General features: G+C 58.8%; 10 protein-coding genes. 2 read left to right on the top strand and 8 right to left on the bottom strand.

Annotated features, from left to right (window positions below; genetic code table 11):
* Positions 1-95 precede the first annotated feature (95 nt).
* Positions 96-1,367, top strand: a complete 1,272-nt coding sequence (locus K227x_RS01395) for a DUF1552 domain-containing protein (protein ID WP_218934022.1) — start codon at positions 96-98, stop codon at positions 1,365-1,367.
* A 1,786-nt stretch (positions 1,368-3,153) separates the two neighbouring features.
* Here the strand turns inward: K227x_RS01395 and hemL are convergent.
* The 8 genes from hemL to K227x_RS01340 form a co-directional block, all read right to left on the bottom strand.
* Positions 3,154-4,461 (bottom strand): glutamate-1-semialdehyde 2,1-aminomutase, encoded by a 1,308-nt coding sequence (gene hemL / locus K227x_RS01390; RefSeq protein WP_261343419.1) that lies wholly within the window; start codon positions 4,459-4,461, stop codon positions 3,154-3,156.
* A gap of 284 nt (positions 4,462-4,745) precedes the next feature.
* A complete protein-coding gene (gene leuD / locus K227x_RS01385) occupies positions 4,746-5,339 on the bottom strand; it encodes a 3-isopropylmalate dehydratase small subunit (RefSeq protein WP_145167730.1) in 594 nt (197 codons plus the stop codon).
* A 132-nt stretch (positions 5,340-5,471) separates the two neighbouring features.
* A complete protein-coding gene (leuC, locus tag K227x_RS01380) occupies positions 5,472-6,896 on the bottom strand; it encodes a 3-isopropylmalate dehydratase large subunit (protein WP_145167729.1) in 1,425 nt (474 codons plus the stop codon).
* 172 nt (positions 6,897-7,068) lie between these two features.
* Complete coding sequence (locus tag K227x_RS01375; RefSeq protein WP_145167728.1) at positions 7,069-8,079, bottom strand: NAD-dependent epimerase; 1,011 nt, start codon at positions 8,077-8,079, stop codon at positions 7,069-7,071.
* 113 nt (positions 8,080-8,192) lie between these two features.
* Entirely contained in the window at positions 8,193-8,399 is a 207-nt protein-coding gene (locus tag K227x_RS01370) for a hypothetical protein (RefSeq protein ID WP_145167727.1), read from the bottom strand.
* A 166-nt stretch (positions 8,400-8,565) separates the two neighbouring features.
* Positions 8,566-10,422, bottom strand: a complete 1,857-nt coding sequence (glmS, locus tag K227x_RS01365) for a glutamine--fructose-6-phosphate transaminase (isomerizing) (protein WP_145167726.1) — start codon at positions 10,420-10,422, stop codon at positions 8,566-8,568.
* A gap of 446 nt (positions 10,423-10,868) precedes the next feature.
* The gene (locus K227x_RS30145) at positions 10,869-13,727 is read right to left on the bottom strand and encodes a sialate O-acetylesterase (RefSeq protein WP_218933679.1); all 2,859 of its coding nucleotides are present in this window, start codon (positions 13,725-13,727) and stop codon (positions 10,869-10,871) included.
* 454 nt (positions 13,728-14,181) lie between these two features.
* Positions 14,182-15,081 carry a hypothetical protein gene (locus tag K227x_RS01340; RefSeq protein WP_145167725.1) on the bottom strand — a complete coding sequence of 300 codons (900 nt, stop codon included), beginning with the start codon at positions 15,079-15,081 and terminating at the stop codon, positions 14,182-14,184.
* 310 nt (positions 15,082-15,391) lie between these two features.
* Here K227x_RS01340 and K227x_RS01335 point away from each other — a divergent pair, with 310 nt between their 5' ends.
* The gene (locus K227x_RS01335; RefSeq protein ID WP_145167724.1) at positions 15,392-17,689 is read left to right on the top strand and encodes a S8 family peptidase; all 2,298 of its coding nucleotides are present in this window, start codon (positions 15,392-15,394) and stop codon (positions 17,687-17,689) included.
* The last annotated feature ends 282 nt before the right edge of the window (positions 17,690-17,971 follow it).

Below are 17,971 nucleotides of genomic sequence, written 5' to 3'. Positions count from 1 at the left end.
CCAACCCAAATAGCGACGCGTCCCGCCGCACCCCACGCGACACCCGTGATGGCCGCCTGTCTCGTCGCACGCTGTTGCGCGGGACCGGTGCCGCAATGGCGCTGCCGTGGATGGAATCGATCCCTGTGTGGGGACGCGAAACCGTCGTCGGCAACGACCCGATCGCAGCGCCCAAACGGTTTGCAGCCCTGTTCATGGGCTGCGGAATCAACTCGGACCATTGGTGGGCCAAGGGCAGCGGCGAATCGATGGAACTGGGCAAGAGCCTCGAACCGATGGATTCGATCAAACACAAAATGAACTTCGTCACCGGCCTGTTCAATGAGAACGCCACTGGCGTTGGCATCCACCCCGGCCAGACCGGAAACATCCTGTCGGGTGCCTCGCTGAAGAAGGGATCGGAACTGCGTGGCGGGATCAGCATGGACCAGATGCTGGCCAACCATTTCCAAGAACAGACGGCGGTCCCCAGTTTGGTGTTGGGATGTGAACAGCCAACCACGGGCTATCACGAAACCAACTTTTCAATGGCCTACAGTTCGCACATTTCGTGGCAGAACGCGACTTCGCCGGTCCCGATGGAAGTCTATCCATCGCTGGCCTTCGACGCTCTGTTCGACAACCAAGGCAGCCGCCGCAACCAAAGCATCCTGGACCGCGTTGGCGAAGATGCTCGATCGCTAAGCCGTCAGATCAGCTCGGTCGACCGTGCGAAGCTAGACGAGTACCTCAACAGTGTTCGCGAAGTTGAAAGACGTGCCGCAGCGATGCGCGCCAGCCGCGACAAGGCTCAATCGCGAGCCAAGGATCATGGTGTCCCGATTGAAATGATGGCTCGCCCCGATGACGGGCTTCCCGAGGACATTCGCGATCACATGCAATTGATGTGTGACATCGTGGCGATTGGGTTCCAGACCGACAAATCACGAGTCGCCACACTGCTGTTGAACCGCGACCTATCGGGACTGTTCTATCCGTTCCTGGATGTCGCCAGCACGCACCACTCGGCGTCGCACAGTGACAAGTCGGACGAATACGAACGCATCTCGCGGTACTACTGCAGCCAATACGCCTACCTGGCCAAGAAACTCGATGCGATGTCCGAAGGCGACGGCACCGTCCTGGACCATTCCTGTTTGATGTTCATTTCGAACATGTGGAGCGGGAACGCTCACGATTCCAGCAAAGTCCCGCTGCTGTTGACCGGTGGATTGTCGGGATCGCTGGAAACCGGCCGTGTGCTGGACTACGTCGAAAAGGACGACGACGATCGCAAGCTGTGCAGTTTGTACCTGTCGATCATGGATCGCATGGATGTACGACTGGACGAGTTTGGCGATTCGGAATCACGCCTAGCCGGTCTGTAGCGTCCGACCGCGGTCGCGAGTGCGGACGTCGTAAAGAAGTTTTAACCACGAATCACACGAATGACACGAATAAGAAAGGCAGTGTTCCTTTCCCATTCGAGTGATTGGTGTCATTCGTGGTTTCTGCATTTTGGTTCGGCGCTGCAGACGCGGTCCACCGAACATCCCGCTGCATTGCAGAACCGCGCAGGCAACGCCCCACGCGATGACACGCGCGGCCCGCTGGGCACGCGGTGAAACGACAGCAGACGACGAAACACACCCCACGGCCCAATCGTTTCACCGCGTGGGCAACGCCCCGTGCGTCCATACAATCACACGCGCGGCCCGCTGGGCACGCGGTTAAACGAGGCGCTACTATCCAACATGCGAAACACACCTCACGGCCTAATCGTTTCACCGCGTGGGCAACGCCCCGTGCGTCCATACAATCACACGCGCGGCCCGCTGGGCACGCGGTTAAACGAGGCGCTACTATCCAACATGCGAAACACACCTCACGGCCTAATCGTTTCACCGCGTGGGCAACGCCCCGTGCGTCCATACAATCACACGCGCGGCCCGGTGGGCACGCGGTTAAACGAGGCGCTGCTATCCAACATGCGAAACACGCCCCACGGCCCAATCGTTTAACCGCGTGGGCAACGCCCCGTGCGTCCATACCTGACACGCGCGGCCCGCTGGGCACGCGGTTAAACGATGTGCTGCTATCCAACATGCGAAACACACACCACGGCCCAATCGTTTAACCGCGTGGGCAACGCCCCGTGCGTCCATACAATCACACGCGCGGCCCGCTGGGCACGCGGTTAAACGAGGCGCTGCTATCCAACATGCGAAACACACCCCACGGCCCAATCGTTTCACCGCGTGGGCAACGCCCCGTGCGTCCATACAATCACACGCGCGGCCCGCTGGGCACGCGGTGAAACGACGCGCTGCTATCCAACATGCGAAACACACCTCACGGCCCAATCGTTTAACCGCGTGGGCAACGCCCCGTGCGTCCATACCTGACACGCGCGGCCCGCTGGGCACGCGGTTAAACGACGCGATGCTATCCAACATGCGAAACACACCTCACGGCCCAATCGTTTAACCGCGTGGGCAACGCCCCGTGCGTCCATACAATCACACGCGCGGCCCGCTGGGCACGCGGTTAAACGAGGCGCTGCTATCCAACATACGAAACACACCTCACGGCCTAATCGTTTCACCGCGTGGGCAACGCCCCATGCGTCCATACCTGACACGCGCGGCCCGGTGGGCACGCGGTGAAACGATGCGCTACTATCCAACATGCGAAACACACCACGCGGCCTAATCGTTTCACCGCGTGGGCAACGCCCCGTGCGTCCATACAATCACACGCGCGGCCCGCTGGGCACGCGGTGAAACGATGCGCTACTATCCAACATGCGAAACACACCTCACGGCCCAATCGTTTCACCGCGTGGGCAACGCCCCGTGCGTCCATACCTGACACGCGCGGCCCGCTGGGCACGCGGTTAAACGAGGCGCTACTATCCAACATGCGAAACACACCCCACGGCCTAATCGTTTCACCGCGTGGGCAACGCCCCGTGCGTCCATACAATCACACGCGCGGCCCGCTGGGGACGCGGTGAAACGACGCGCTGCTATCCAACATACGAAACACACCTCACGGCCCAATCGTTTCACCGCGTGGGCAACGCCCCGTGCGTCCATACGCTGACACGCGCGGCCCGCTGGGCACGCGGTGAAACGATGCGCTCGCTGACGACGACAGCGGTTTCCGGGGCGACTAAGCCATCTCGCGGAGCACTTTTTCGGCGGCGGCGATCGTTTCGTCGATCATGGCTTCGGTGTGCGTGCGACTGAAGAACAGCGACTCGAACTGGCTGCACGGCATGTAAACACCTTCGCCGATCAGGCCCCAGAAATACTTGCCGTAGGCTTCGCGGTCGCATCGATCCGCATCGTCCCAACAGTGGACCGGATCGGGATTGAAGAACAACGTGATCATGCTGCCAACGTGGCCAACGGTGTGTGGGATACCAGCATCGTTAGCGGCTTTATCCAACCCAGCGGCCAGGCGATCGCCCTGCTGTTCCAAGTACTCGTAGGGTGGGTTTTCCTTTAGGATCCGCAGAGTGGTGCTGCCGGCGGCGACCGCAACCGGGTTGCCACTGAGCGTACCAGCCTGGAAAACTTTCCCGGCGGGCAAGACCTGGTTCATGATATCCGCGCGTCCGCCGTAGGCTCCCAGCGGCATGCCGCCACCGACGATCTTGCCCAGGGTGGTCATGTCGGGTGTGATCCCAAAACGTTCTTGTGCACCGCCATAGGCCAAACGAAAGCCCGTCATCACTTCGTCAAAGATCAGGATCGCACCGTCTGCGGTCGTCTGCTTGCGCAAGCAGTTCAGAAACTCCATCGTCGCCGGCACGCATCCCATGTTGCCAACGACGGGTTCCAGAATCACAGCCGCGATTTGGCCGGGATACTCTGCGAACGCGGCCTCCACTTCGCTGACGTTGTTGTACGACAGCACGATGGTGTCGCCGACGGCGCCCGGAGTGACGCCGGGCGAATCGGGGGCGCCGAGTGTTGCCGCCGCACTGCCGGCGGCCACCAGCAGGCTATCGACGTGCCCGTGGTAGTTGCCCGAAAACTTGATGATCTTGTTGCGTCCGGTGGCACCGCGTGCCACACGAATTGCGCTCATCGTCGCTTCGGTGCCACTGTTGACCAAACGCACCTTTTCGACGCTGGGGACCGCTTCGATGATCTGTTCGGCCAGCAGCGATTCGGCTTCGGTCGGTGCACCGAAACTGGTCCCCCGACTGGCCGCGTGGACGACCGCGTCAATGACTTCGCCGTTGGCATGCCCCAAGATCATCGGTCCCCAGGAACCGATGTAATCCAGGTACCGGCGGCCGTCGATGTCATGCAGATAAGGCCCTTCGGCGCGATCGATGAACAACGGGGTTCCGCCCACTGCACCGAAGGCGCGAGCCGGGCTGTTGACCCCGCCGGGCATCAGCTTGCAGGCTCGCTGGAATGCAGAGACGCTCTTCTCGCCGATCGGGTGTGGGGTGGCCTTGGACAATGGAATCTCGCCGGTGGGAGGGAATGGGGACTCAAAGACGTCACCATTGTCCGCAGAAAGCGGGATTCATCCAAGTGGGGCCACGCGGCAGCTTCGACTGCCACACCGAACCGATAACGGGGCCATCCGTCAGGAAGGAAAAATCGAGTTCGAGTTCGAGTTTAAGCTCAAGTCTTCAGACTGCATTCCGATTCGCGACTTAGACTCCAACTCGAACTTAACCTCGAACTTCTTTTCCGCACCAGCTCGGAGCGACTCCAACTGTCCGCTCGCTTCGCTCCCAACTACCAGGTTCGAGCGTTTTCGTAGTCGGTGATCTTCTGTTCGCTCTGCAGCGTCTGAGCGATATCGTCGAGACCTTTCAGCATGTTGTTTCGACGACTGGCGTCGACTTCGAACTTGCGGTCGAAACCCTGTCCGTCGGTGATCGTTTGATCTTCTAGGTTGACCGTCAACTGATAAGGCGAATTGGCGGCGGTTCGCTGAAAGATTTCTTCGATATCTTCTTCGGACAATTGGATAGGCAGAATGCCGTTCTTGAAACAATTGTTGAAAAAGATGTCCGCGAACGAAGGCGCCAGAACCACTCGGAAACCGTAGTCATCGAGTGCCCAAACGGCGTGCTCGCGAGAGCTTCCGTTGCCAAAGTTTTTGCGGGTGACCAACACCGATGCCCCTTTGACATCGATTCGATTGAGTTCGAATTCGGGGTTGGGTGTCGTACCGTCATCCATGAAGCGCCAATCAAAGAACAGGAACTGGCCGAAACCGGTCCGTTCGATTCGCTTCAGGAATTGCTTGGGGATGATCTGGTCCGTATCAACGTTGGCGCGGTCCATCGTGGCGACGACGCCGGTATGAATGGTGAAATTTTGCATGCGAATCAAATGGGTAGAAGGCGTTTAGATTTTCGAAAGTCAAAGGCGGGACGAAGTCGCCCCGTTGGGTTTAGAACCGACCAGGGCATCCCGATGGTGGGACGCCGGAAACCGGTTCCTAAACACTTGCCTTTACGCTTTGTAGTCCCAGTCGCGGATGTCAACGAAGTGACCCTTGACTGCGGCGGCAGCGGCCATGGCGGGGCTAACCAGGTGGGTACGTCCGCCTTTGCCTTGGCGTCCTTCGAAGTTCCGATTGCTGGTACTGGCACATCGTTCGCCTGGTTCCAACTTGTCGGGGTTCATCGCCAAGCACATGCTGCAACCAGCTTCGCGCCAATCAAAACCGGCTTCGACAAAGATCTTGTCCAGCCCTTCTTTTTCCGCTTGCAGTTTCACTTGACCACTGCCCGGCACGACCATAGCGCTGACGTCCGATGACACGTGGTGCCCCTTCAGTACGGCGGCGGCGGCACGCAAATCTTCGATCCGTGCGTTGGTGCAGGAGCCGATGAAAACGCGAGTCAGCGAGACGTCTGCGATTGGCATCCCCGCATCCAGGCCCATGTATTCCAACGCGTTGGCCGTCGATTTCTTTTCGGTTGCGTCGCTGAACTCCGACGGATCGGGCACCTTGTCGGTGACGCTGCGAACTTGCCCAGGGTTGGTGCCCCAGGTGACTTGTGGCTGGATGTCTTCGCCGCGGAAGACTTTCGACACGTCGTAGGTTGCACCTTCATCGGTCGGCAACTGTTTCCAACGTTCGACAGCAGCATCAAAATCTTTGGGCGCCTCGGGAAGGCCACGCAGGTAGTCGAACGTGGTTTGGTCCGGTGCGATCATGCCGGCGCGGGCACCAGCTTCGATCGACATGTTGCAAACCGTCATGCGTTCTTCCATCGACAATGCACGAACGCATTCGCCGGTGAATTCAAGCACGTATCCGGTACCGCCAGCGGTGCCAAGTTGGCCGATCAGGTACAGGATCATGTCTTTGGCGGTCACGCCGCGAGGCAACTTGCCATCGACACGCAATTCCATCGTCTTGGGTTTGAACTGCAGCAGCGTCTGTGTTGCCAAGACGTGTTCGACTTCGCTGGTCCCGATTCCGAATGCCAGCGACCCGAAGGCGCCGTGGGTGGCGGTGTGCGAGTCACCGCAAACGATCGTCATCCCGGGCTGGGTATAGCCATTTTCAGGGCCGATGACGTGAACGATCCCTTGGCGGGCGTCGTCGATATCGAACAACGTGACACCGAACTCTTTGCAGTTTTCACGCAAAGTTTGGATCTGGATGCGGGCGATCGGGTCGGCGATCGGCAGACTTCGGTCGCTGGTGGGAACGTTGTGGTCGGGCGTCGCGATCGTCCGTTCGGGACGTCGGACAGGGCGGTTGTTGATCCGCAACCCTTCGAACGCTTGGGGGCTGGTGACTTCGTGGACCAGATGGAGGTCGATGTACAGAATCGCCGGGCCCGATGCCGGAGCGTCAACGAGGTGCTGTTCCCAGATTTTGTCGAGCATGGTCCGCGGGGCGGACGAAGTGGCGTCGGTCATGTGCAAAGTGCTGCAAAGGTAAGAAAAACAGTTCAATCACCCGCCACTGTCAACTGTGACCGGCAGGCTGTCAACGGCTAGCTTCCCAAGCCGGGATCACGCCGCCAGCCATCCGGCCGCCACCCGACCGCGGCAAGGCCACCCAAAACGTCCAGCCGGGTCACCCCCAAGGTCAAATGGCGTAGTAGTCGCGATACCAATCGACGAACTTTTTGACGCCTACCTCGATCGAGGTAGCTGGCCGAAAACCGACAGCCGATTCAAGTGCATTGATATCGGCGTAGGTGGCCGGCACGTCGCCGGGCTGCATCGGCAGCAGGTTCTTCTGGGCCTTGATCCCCAGGGCGTCTTCGATCACCTCGATAAAGTGGCCCAGTTCGACCGGTTCGTTATTGCCGATATTGTACAACTGGTACGGCGCGGCGCTGGTGGCTGGATTGGGGTTGCCCGGATCGAAATTCGGGTCGGGCTTGGCAATCTGTTGGCTGGTTCGATCGACACCTTCGACAATATCGTCGATGTAGGTGAAATCTCGCCGCATCTTGCCGCCGTTGAAAACGTCGATGGGGCGACCTTCTAGGATCGCCTTGGTGAACAGGAACAGAGCCATATCGGGGCGGCCCCAGGGACCATACACCGTAAAGAATCGCAATCCCGTGGTCGGCAACCCGTACAGGTGACTGTAGGAGTGCGCCATCAGTTCGTTGGACTTCTTGGTGGCCGCGTACAGACTGTACGGATGGTCCACGCGAGCGTCGGTTGCGAAGGGCATCTGAGTCCCGCCGCCGTAGACGCTGCTGCTGCTGGCGTACGTCAAATGAGGCGTCTGGGCGTGCCGACAGGCCTCTAGAATGTTGACAAACCCGACCAGGTTGCTCTGCGCGTAGGCTCTTGGGTTTTCCAACGAGTACCGCACGCCGGCCTGGGCGGCCAAGTGCACGACTCGGTCAAAATCATGCTTGGCAAAAACGCCATCGACGGCGGATTGATCCGCCAAATCGGCTTCGACCATGGTGAAGTGGTCATGGGACAGCAACTGAGCCAGCCGGTCTTGCTTCAGCGAAACGCTGTAATAATCGTTCAGGTTGTCAAATCCAACGACATGCACACCTCGATCAAGCAGACGGCGAGTGAGGTGATAGCCGATGAATCCGGCCGCGCCGGTAACAAGATAGGTGCTCATAAAGGCCGTTTATAGCAGTTCGATGCCACTGCGTTCCAGGATGCTGAAATGAGGGATGCCGAACTGCCCGGCCGCGCAACCGGCGGGCTGTTGGATCGTGGCGGCCCGGTGGATCAAACGGGTTCTTCGATCAGGTGGTCGTCCATCGAATCAAAAGTGTTTCCGGGGACGATTTTGGTCACGTTGACCTTCGTGCGCCGTAGTTCTTCGATTTCAGCGGCCATTTGAGACAGCAAATTAGCGACTTCGCCCCCCGCCGCATCGCCCAGATTGACCATCAGTGCTTTTCGGGAGTTGTAGCTTAGGCCGTGTTGTTTCATCGGAGCACTTTGAACGCGAGAAGAAGAGTTTGCGACGAGAGAAGAGTAGCCATGGGGGCATAGAGTCAACCCAATGGACTGTCCAGGATCGTCCGAATGGACAGAAAAAACAGGTAGTCAAATGAACACATGAGGCTACTTCAAATCCGCCACACTGCAAGCGTGACTATTCCACCGTGACGCTTTTGGCCAAGTTTCGTGGCTTGTCGACATCGCAGCCACGCAGCAGCGCGATGTGATAGGACAGCAATTGCAGGGGCACGACCGTGACGATCGGCTGCAGGAATTCTTGGACTTGCGGCACCCGGATGACGTCGTCGGCGATCGCTTCGATGTGGGGGTCATCGTGGCTGGCCACTGCGATGATCGGCCCGCCACGCGCTTTGACCTCTTCCATATTGGCCATGACTTTGTCGTGCGTGGTGCCTCGCGGGACGATGAACACGCTTGGCGTCTTCTCGTCGACCAGAGCGATGGGACCGTGTTTCATTTCGGCTGCCGGGTATCCCTCGGCATGGATGTAGCTGATTTCTTTCAGCTTCAACGCGCCTTCCAGGGCGGTCGGGAAGTTGTATTGGCGGCCCAGGTACAGCACGTTGGTGGCGTCACAATATTTTTTGGCCACATCACGAACCTGTTCGTCACAGGTCAGGGCCTGTTGAACGGCGGTCGGCAGTCGGCGAAGTTCTTCGATCAGGCGTTGCCCGCCTTCGAAACTGAGGTGACGGGTCCGGCCAAAGTAAAGGGCCAGCATCGCCAACACACAGCACTGGGACGTGTAGGCCTTGGTACTGGCAACACCGATTTCCGGTCCGGCATGCAGATAAACACCACCGTCGGCCGCCTGTGCGATCGAGCTGGCGACGACATTACAGATCGCCAGCGTGCGGTGTCCCTTGCGTTTGGTTTCGCGCAGGGCCGCCAACGTATCCGCGGTTTCGCCGCTTTGGGTGATGCCGAACACCAACGTGTTGTTTTCGATCGGCGGATTTCGATACCTCAGTTCGCTGGCATATTCGACACTGACCGGAATCCGGGCCAGCCCTTCGATCAGGTATTCGCCGACCAAGGCCGAGTGCCAGCTGGTGCCGCATCCGGTCAGGATGATTCGTTCGACGCTGCGCAATTGTTGCGGGGTCAAGTTCAGACCGCCGAACACGGCCGTCGCGTCTTGATCGTCCAACCGACCTCGCATGGCGTTGCGAATCGATTCCGGCTGCTCGAAGATTTCCTTCAGCATGTAGTGGTCGTAACCGCCCAAACTGACATCACCGGTGTCGACTTCCAGCGGCCGAATATCGACACGGACTTTGCCCGAATCGCGATGCAGGACCGAGAACCCGTCGGGCGTCAGCACCGCAATTTGGTGGTCGGCCATGTAAACGATCCGATCGGTGCGTCCGGCCAACGGGGATGCATCGCTGCTGACGAAGTATTCGCCTTTGCCGACACCGATCACCAACGGGCTTCCGAATCGAGCGGCGATCATAAAATTGGGGCGATCGCGAAACGCCACGGCCAACCCGTAGGTGCCACGCAGCCGAGCGACGGAGGTTTGTACAGCGGTTAGAAATCGAAGATTCGGCTGGCCTTCGATTTCCGGTGTATTCTTTAGGTTTTCTGCGATCAGGTGGGCGGCGACTTCGCTGTCGGTCTCCGATTTGAACTGATACCCTTTCTCGATCAATTCGTCTTTCAGAATCTGAAAATTCTCGATCACGCCGTTGTGAACCAAGACCACTTCGCCATCGCCGCCTTGGTGCGGGTGTGCGTTGGGTTCGGTTGCAGGACCGTGCGTGGCCCAACGGGTATGCCCGATGCCCATCGTCCCTTTGGCGGGCGAATCGCCCATGCGACCGACTAACGAATCGATGCGGCCCACTGATCGGGTAATGTCAAAGGAAGCACCGCTGTGAATCGCCACGCCCGAACTGTCGTATCCGCGATATTCCAGACGGCGAAGACCATCGATCAAAAATGGGCAAGCTTCGTCTGCGCCAACGTACCCGACAATTCCGCACATAGTCTTTCCGATTTACTTTGGGTGTCACTGCCAAGGGAAAAGAGAGACATTTCCCGGGATTTTGGCATCGAATGCCATCTACTAGCAAGCGATCCTCCCCCCCCGATCACGGATCAGGAGAACCAACGATTCCCAAAGTCTAGGTTACGAATCGATTCCTGCAGAGGCAAAAATCCGCAGCGGAAAAGTCAAACGGTCAGCGCAAGGCGAAAGGTGTAGCGAACTTCGCCAGATGTCCCTTACGGGCGTGCGTACGGCAAAGGGGAATTCTGGTGAATCCCACTACGCGTGCTGCCGCTTTAGCTCCCTCATCCCCCGGCTCGATCCAAGTTCAACTTGGATGGGATTGGGGAAGAGGGTTGGGTGAGGAGCGGGGGGCGAATTCTGGCGAATCTCCCGGCGTGACGTTTCACTGGGGCGTTTGCCCGTTGCCGGCCTCTGGATCGCTAGTTCGCTGAGGGAATCCGCACGCGAGCCAAGTAGACGGCCGTGGTGAATTCGGGCTTGCCGACTTCGTGCGCCGAGTAATAGCTGACCCACAACTGATCATCGTGCCAGGCGAGCCCCGGGTAACTGCAATCGCCACCGGACGGCAGCGTCTGGAACTCGGTCAGTTCGCCGGTTTCGGGATTCAACCAACACAACGAAGTCCGAACACGCGTATCGTACAGACGTACCGCAGCCACGATCCGCCCGTCGGGCAACCGGATGATGTGGGGACCACCAGCACGCGTTCCGGTATCCGTCCAGGTCCATTGATCATAGGGAGGCATCGACTTGCCAAGCAGTGCCGTCTTGATGCCACCGTCACGACGCAACAGACAAATCGCGTGCCCATCGTCGCCAAACAAAATGGACGATTCGTTGGGATACCCCTCGTCAAACGTCCGTTCCACGAATGGCAGAAAGGTTCGACCTTCGTCTTGGCTGCGAAACAAACTGACATGTTGATCGACTGGTTTGCCGGTGTGATACCCGATCGAATATGCGTTGCTGCCGTTCCAGGTGGTTCGCCACAGCCAATAGTTCGGCGGCCCAATGTTGACGACGTCCGACCACTGTTGGCCGTCTTTGGAAAACCAAGCCATCGATTGATGCCGAACGTCTGACCCTGGTTCGAAGGCACCGGCACCCGACAACATCAATTCGCCGCCCGGCGTGACGGTCAACTTTGCGTCCCGAAGATCGGCTTCGGGGTGAGTGATCACGGCTGCGGATGACCAATCGGTACCATCATCGGAAACCAAAATCTGCAACGCACCGTCAGCCGATACGTGAGTGGACCCGACGCGGTAGACGCAGTACCAGCGATCTTGAAAACGCAACAAGTCGGTGAACGCATTGTGCTGGGACGCATCGCCAATCCGCTGCAAACTTTCGATTTTGGATTGATGCAGTTGGGTATAGATCTGTGAAAGCGGCAACTTTCGGATCACCGAAGTGGCCAGTTCCTGGTTCTTTTCTTGGCGACCATCAACGTGCCCGAGCAACAGCGTATCGTCCACCCAATCCATCGCCGTGTAGCAGTACCATCCATGGGGATCCGCGGCGATGGGAATCGAAGGCGACCATGTCGCACCATCATCGCTGGAGACAGCCAAAGACAGCGGCGTGCGAGCTCGCGACGCGGTACTTAGGAATTCATGGTCATTCCAAACCGCCATCAGGTCGCCGGTCGCCGGAACCCGCTCGATCGATGCAGGCGACAGGGGCGACGCCAACGCAAACGGTTCCATGGCGGACCACGTCAAACCCTGGTCGAACGAGTGACTCTGATACTGGGTGCCCTGATCGGATCGAATCCACATCAGCAAACTTCCATCACGTCGTTCCACGACACCGGGTTCTTGCGCGGCAACGCGAACGCCGTCCGCATTCGTCCCGGACAACAGAGACGTCGATCGCTGCCAACTGCTGCCGGCATCGTCCGAGAAATAACATCCCACTTGCCCCAGCCAGTCGGTATTTTCTTGACCGGGCGTTCGGTGCAGCGAAACGGGAGCGACCAATCGACCGCTGGTCAACTGGATCACGCGGTCATTGTTCAACACGTAATACCCCATCTGTTCCTCTGGGATCATTTCGGTTGGCTCGCTCCAAGTCTTGGCCTCGTCCGACGAAAACCGGACAACGGGGCGGCAATCGGTCAGCGAGTTTTTGCGAAGGTAGAACAGGGCAATTCGGTTATCAGCCAAACGCAATAGCGATACCGACATGACGTTCATACCGCCTTCGTTCTCGACGACGGTAACGTCATCGTCGGTCCAGGTCGCGCCGCCATCATCGCTGACCCGACTTACCAACGTCGCCGAACTGTGATCGCCGACTCCGGATTCGAATCGCGAATAGACGAACAGAATCTGCCCGTCCGCCAGTCGAACGAAATCTCCTTCGCTGTTCCGCGGGTTCCCTTCACCGGGCGCAAAGACCTGCACCGGAACCAGTGATTCGATCCATTGCATCGCCGCGGCGTAACGGAATCCGAATTCACGCAGCGATGGCGAATCGAAATGCGTCAAGTCGCCTTTGTCGTTCAAACCGTCCGAGGGTACGAATGCTGTGCGGGCGACGTGTTGGACGATGCGTTGTTGAGCCGCATCGACCTGGCGTCGACCGTCTGTCCAAGGACGCTGCGCGAATTGGCCCAGCTGCCCGATCAGGAAAGGCAACTGCGGTGCGTCAAAGGTTTGCCGAAACCGTTGAATCAGTTCGGTCAAATTGGACTCATACGCCGCCGATGCCTCGGGGCTTGAATCCGATTCGCCCTGATGCCACAGCACGCCTTTGAGCACACCCTGTGCGGCAACCTGCTGCACGCGGGATTGCATGTCGTCCCAAGGGTGCGACTTGGTCTGATCGTGATATCCGCCCGGTTGCCATGTATCGATGGCGGACCCGCCGACGGCACAAGGGATCAACCCCACGGTGATTCCCGGGTGACGCTTGGCATATTCGGCCGCGAACGACCGACCGATTCCGACACCAACCATCTTGGGCTTATCGAAATGCAAAGGGTCAACGGCCGGGGTCCATTGTTTGTCCTGGCCCAGTGAAAGCACACGGTCGTTCGGTTTTCGATCGGCGTCGGACACCTTGCCTCGCCCGGCCATGTTCGACTGGCCGGCCAAAATGAACAGGTGAAATGATTCGGGATCCTGCGGCACCAGTTGGCTTTGGACTTGGGCGTCAGCAGCAGCCGACTGTTCGGTGTCGTCGGAAAGCCCGGTTGGCAGAGCATTCAAGCCAATGGCGAACAAGAAGCCCAGCGCGATCCAGACACGCGGGAAGAAAGAGATTCGAAGCATGGGGGGGCTCGGACCTGATGAGGCGGGAAGTTGTGGGAGGGCCCACAATATAACCCGAGTCAGTTGCCGGTGCTGGAAACGGGGATCGGACGCACGATTTCGATGCGTTGGGAGGAAGAGGAGGAGAAGAAAAAAGCAGTTCGAGTTCGAGTTTAAGTTCGAGTTTAAGTTTTGAACGGTGCTGGTGTACGCGACTTGTACTTGTACTTGTACTTGTACTTGTACTTGTACTTGAACTTGAACTCGAACTCGAACTCGAACTCGAACTCGAACTCGTACTCGTACTCGTACTCGTACTCGTACTTGAACTTCTTCTCCGCTTATCCTCGAGCGCGGTTTCCATTCCTTTGACAGGTTCCCGTGGGAAACGAAAAAACGCGTCCGCAACTGGATTGGTGAGATCCACTCGCGGGCGCGTCGTATTCGTTTGTCGGTTTGCCGCTTGCGAGATTGCTTAGGCGGCGCGGCGCAGAGGAGCCGTGTTCTGCTGATACGACTTCCATGCATCACCGTCTCGGAACATCAACGTTGTTCCGGAATGCGAGACGCGGTCGATCAGCTTCATTATCGTTTCATTCTGCCATTGGTCGACTGGCGTTGCGATCAGAATCAGGTCCACTGCCCCGTAGGTGTGCGCCACGCGGACGAGTCCACGGTCGATTGGTTCGGGGATCACTTGAGGCCGGATGGCGGCTTCACGAAGCGTTTGATGGAACTGTTTCAGTGTTGTCTGGCCACCTGCCATTTCGAACTGGTCGATGACCAAGTATCGGATTGCCGGTGCAGTGGTCGCCGCTTCCGATTCGGAATCCGCCACAGGTGCGGGTGCGGGCAGGTTGGCGGCTAGGGTTTCCAGCACAGCGATTGCGCGAGTCCCGTCCTCGACATTGATTTCTAGGATCGTGCGTGCGGGCAGCGACTTGATCTGTTTGCACAGGGCGGCGTGAGGTCCCGAGGAACCGAAGATCCCGAACGCGGGTCGCCGAGCGGGCTTGGCCGGTTTGACCGCCTCGGGAACCTGGGTTGCCACAGGCGATTGCGGGGTGACAGCGACCGGTGCCGACTTGGCTTTTGTCTTGCGACCCGCTTTGGCGACAGCCGCCCGATTGCCCGTTTCCCGGGTTCCCGTTTGCGAGTTGCCAGATTCAGACGTTCCGACACTGGGGGTCTGATTGCCAGTGCCGCCCGAGTCGGGAATGCCCAAATTTTGCACCGCCGGAGCTGACCCCACCGAGGCTGAGGGCGATGTGGCTTGGCTAGGCACCGTATCCACGCTGCTAGGTGGCTGCGCGTCAGCCACCACATCAGGTGTGGATCGACCCCGAATTGTGTTCCAAAGTTTCAGTAACGGCATCAGACGAGGCCTCGAAAACCAGTAGAGCAGGCGCGAATGTAACGACTTGTCTATTTTTTCGGCTTCACCATGCACCAAAATCGACTGGTTTTCGGATAGGTCCGATTAGGCAGTCCGTGGGCGACTATGCGTCCTAGGCTTCCAACAGGGGATCCTCTGGATCTGCGTCGCCGCCGGGTGGCGGACAACGCCCGCTGCCGAAGGATCCCAACCGCCGCACTGACAAGGCGTCCCCCGTCCATGGCTGATTTGATTCACGCAGATTGCCTGCATCCCACTGTCGCTCGGTTCCCCTGAATTTCGGTTCCCGATGAAACGCCCCGTACGCACGAAGCTAAGAATCAACGACGATCTGGAAGCGATTCCCGGAAAGATCGAACCGTGCGAAGCTCGCCTAGCACTCTCTGCTTCGCTGGCTGGGGAACTGTTGCTAGAAGCTCTTGGCGGCAACGTCGACATGGATAATCAGCCGTCTGCTGCGGACGACATGGCGACCTGCGTCCCGGCATCGATTCCGGCTTCGGCAGGTGACAACAGCATCGCATTTTCGACTCAGTCGCAATCCTCTGTTGCGTCCGCTGACTCGATTGCATTGGGGGCCAGTCCCGCAACCGACCCCGCATCGTCATTGCTGGACCAGGCGGCCGATTTACAAGCCAGCCGCGGACTTTCAGGAGCCGGCCAAACCGTTGCCGTGATCGACAGCGGTGTGGCCTGGGATCACGTCGCATTGGGTGGCGGATACGGCCCCGGGTATCGCGTGGTGGGCGGATGGGACTTTGCCGAAAACGATTCAAACCCCTATGACGACGGTCCCGCTGGATTTCACGGCACCCATGTTTCCGGTTTGTTGGCAGGCAGCACAGATGGATTCACCGGAGTCGCACCTGGCGCCGACATCGTTGCGCTTCGCGTTTTTGATGACACCGGATCCAGCGAACTGGAATGGATCGAATCCGCGTTGCAGTGGGTCCACGAAAACCAAGACACGTTCGAATCTCCCATCACAACGATCAATCTATCGGTCGGTGCGGCGTTGTCCGATGCCAACCGAAGCATCGCGATGGGGATGTTGGAAGACGAGTTTGCGTTGTTGCGTCAGGACGGCATCCTGGTCTTTGCCGCCTCGGGAAACTTCTTTGACGGCGGCGAAGGATCCGAGGGCGTTCTGTACCCTGCGTCTAGCCCATCCGTCATCCCGGTTTCATCCGTCGATTCGGATGGCGACCTCAGCGATTTTGCACAACGAGAGTCCGGCATCTTTGCGGCTCAGGGACGATCCGTTCTAAGCTCTGTGCCCGATCATGTGTTCGGCTGGGATGGCAAAGTCGACGACTTCGCAAGCCTGGATGGAACCAGCATGGCATCGCCCCAAGCGGCGGGTGCATCGATGTTGGTCCGTGAAGCGATGATTGCCGAAGGGCTGACGCCGACGGCCAATGATGTGCTGACGCGGATGCAAAACGCGTCGGTGGAACATACCGATGCGGTTACCGGCCAAACTTACCGAACGCTGAACCTAGCCGCGGCGGTCGGCAACGTGAATATCACGGATGTGGATCCCGGCGGCGGGACCGACGGCGAGGGAGAATCGCAGACCCCAGAGTCCACCACCCCGCTGACGATTGATCGATTCGACGGTTCCAACGAACACGAAGAAATCGAGCTAGACCTGCGTGACGGCATTACCCTGCGAGTCGGCGGTGCGACCTATCGCATCGATCCCACCAATGCCACATCCGACATCGTGATCGACGTCGGCGGCGGAAACGATTCTCTTTCGATCTTGGGCAGCAGTGCGGCCGAGCGGCTGATCATGCACCCTGGGGCGATGGGCACCAGCACTTTATCGACGAACGATTTCACGATTCAACTACGTGGATTCGAAGACGTCACATTCAACGGTGGCGGTGGCCCGGACCGCGCGTCTCTGTTCGATTCGGCCGGTTCTGACACGCTTCAATCCCACCCCGGCGAGGCAACGCTGGAAGGCATCGGATTTCAGTTCAACGTGATCGGCGTGCCCAGCGTGTTCGTGCATGCAACCGCAGGCGGCAACGACACTGCGTTTTTGCACGACAGTGCCGGCGATGATTCGTTGTCGGTCCGGCCCCAGTTCACCAGTTTGCGAAGCGACGATTCGTTTCAATTGGCTTACGGCTTTGAACGCGTCTATGCCTACGCCACATCGGGCGGAAACGACAGCGCCGAAATGTACGACTCGCTCGGCGACGACACGATGAGCGTTTCGAGCGGACGATCGATCATCACCGGTCCCGGATACCACGTCAGCGCCAGCGGATTCGAGTCCACCGTCGGTCACGCTACCGCGGGCGGCAATGACGTGGCCAACATCTATGCCGACGGCGAGGGTTCCAACTGGGAAACGGCTCCTGACCGAATCCAGTGGACAGGGCAAGATGGCGCCGTTCGCATCGCTCGCGGCTTCGAACGAAACGAGGCCTTCGAAAACTTCCAACCGATCGAACTGATCCCACTTTCCACCGGCCAGTCGCCGATCGCCGACTGGATGGACGATCCGAAAATCCGTGCCGCTCGCGATTCCGAAGCCGCCCGGTCCGTGTTCGCTGCACTGGGCGACGAATAATCGATATCCCGCAACGGATTCACGGCGACGACAACGTTGCCCCCCCCAGCGACATCGATGAAACCAGTGACCGGCGGCCGGCCAATTTGGCCAGTTCACTCTGATCGGCCAGTTCACCCTGATCGGCCGTTCGCTCTGATTCACCCGTTCACTTGTGAAACAGACGTGTTTCACGGCGTTGGATCCGCATACCGGCTAGCGGCCTATCTGTTTGCACCGTGTGTTTGATCGCAAAATCGGATGGACCGTCTGTTGGCGACAAAAAACAAGGTGGACGCGTGG

Source organism: Rubripirellula lacrimiformis (assembly GCF_007741535.1).
GTDB classification, from domain to species: Bacteria; Planctomycetota; Planctomycetia; order Pirellulales; family Pirellulaceae; genus Rubripirellula; species Rubripirellula lacrimiformis.
Note: the sequence above shows the minus strand (reverse complement) of the source record. Positions and strands in the feature narration are given on the sequence as shown.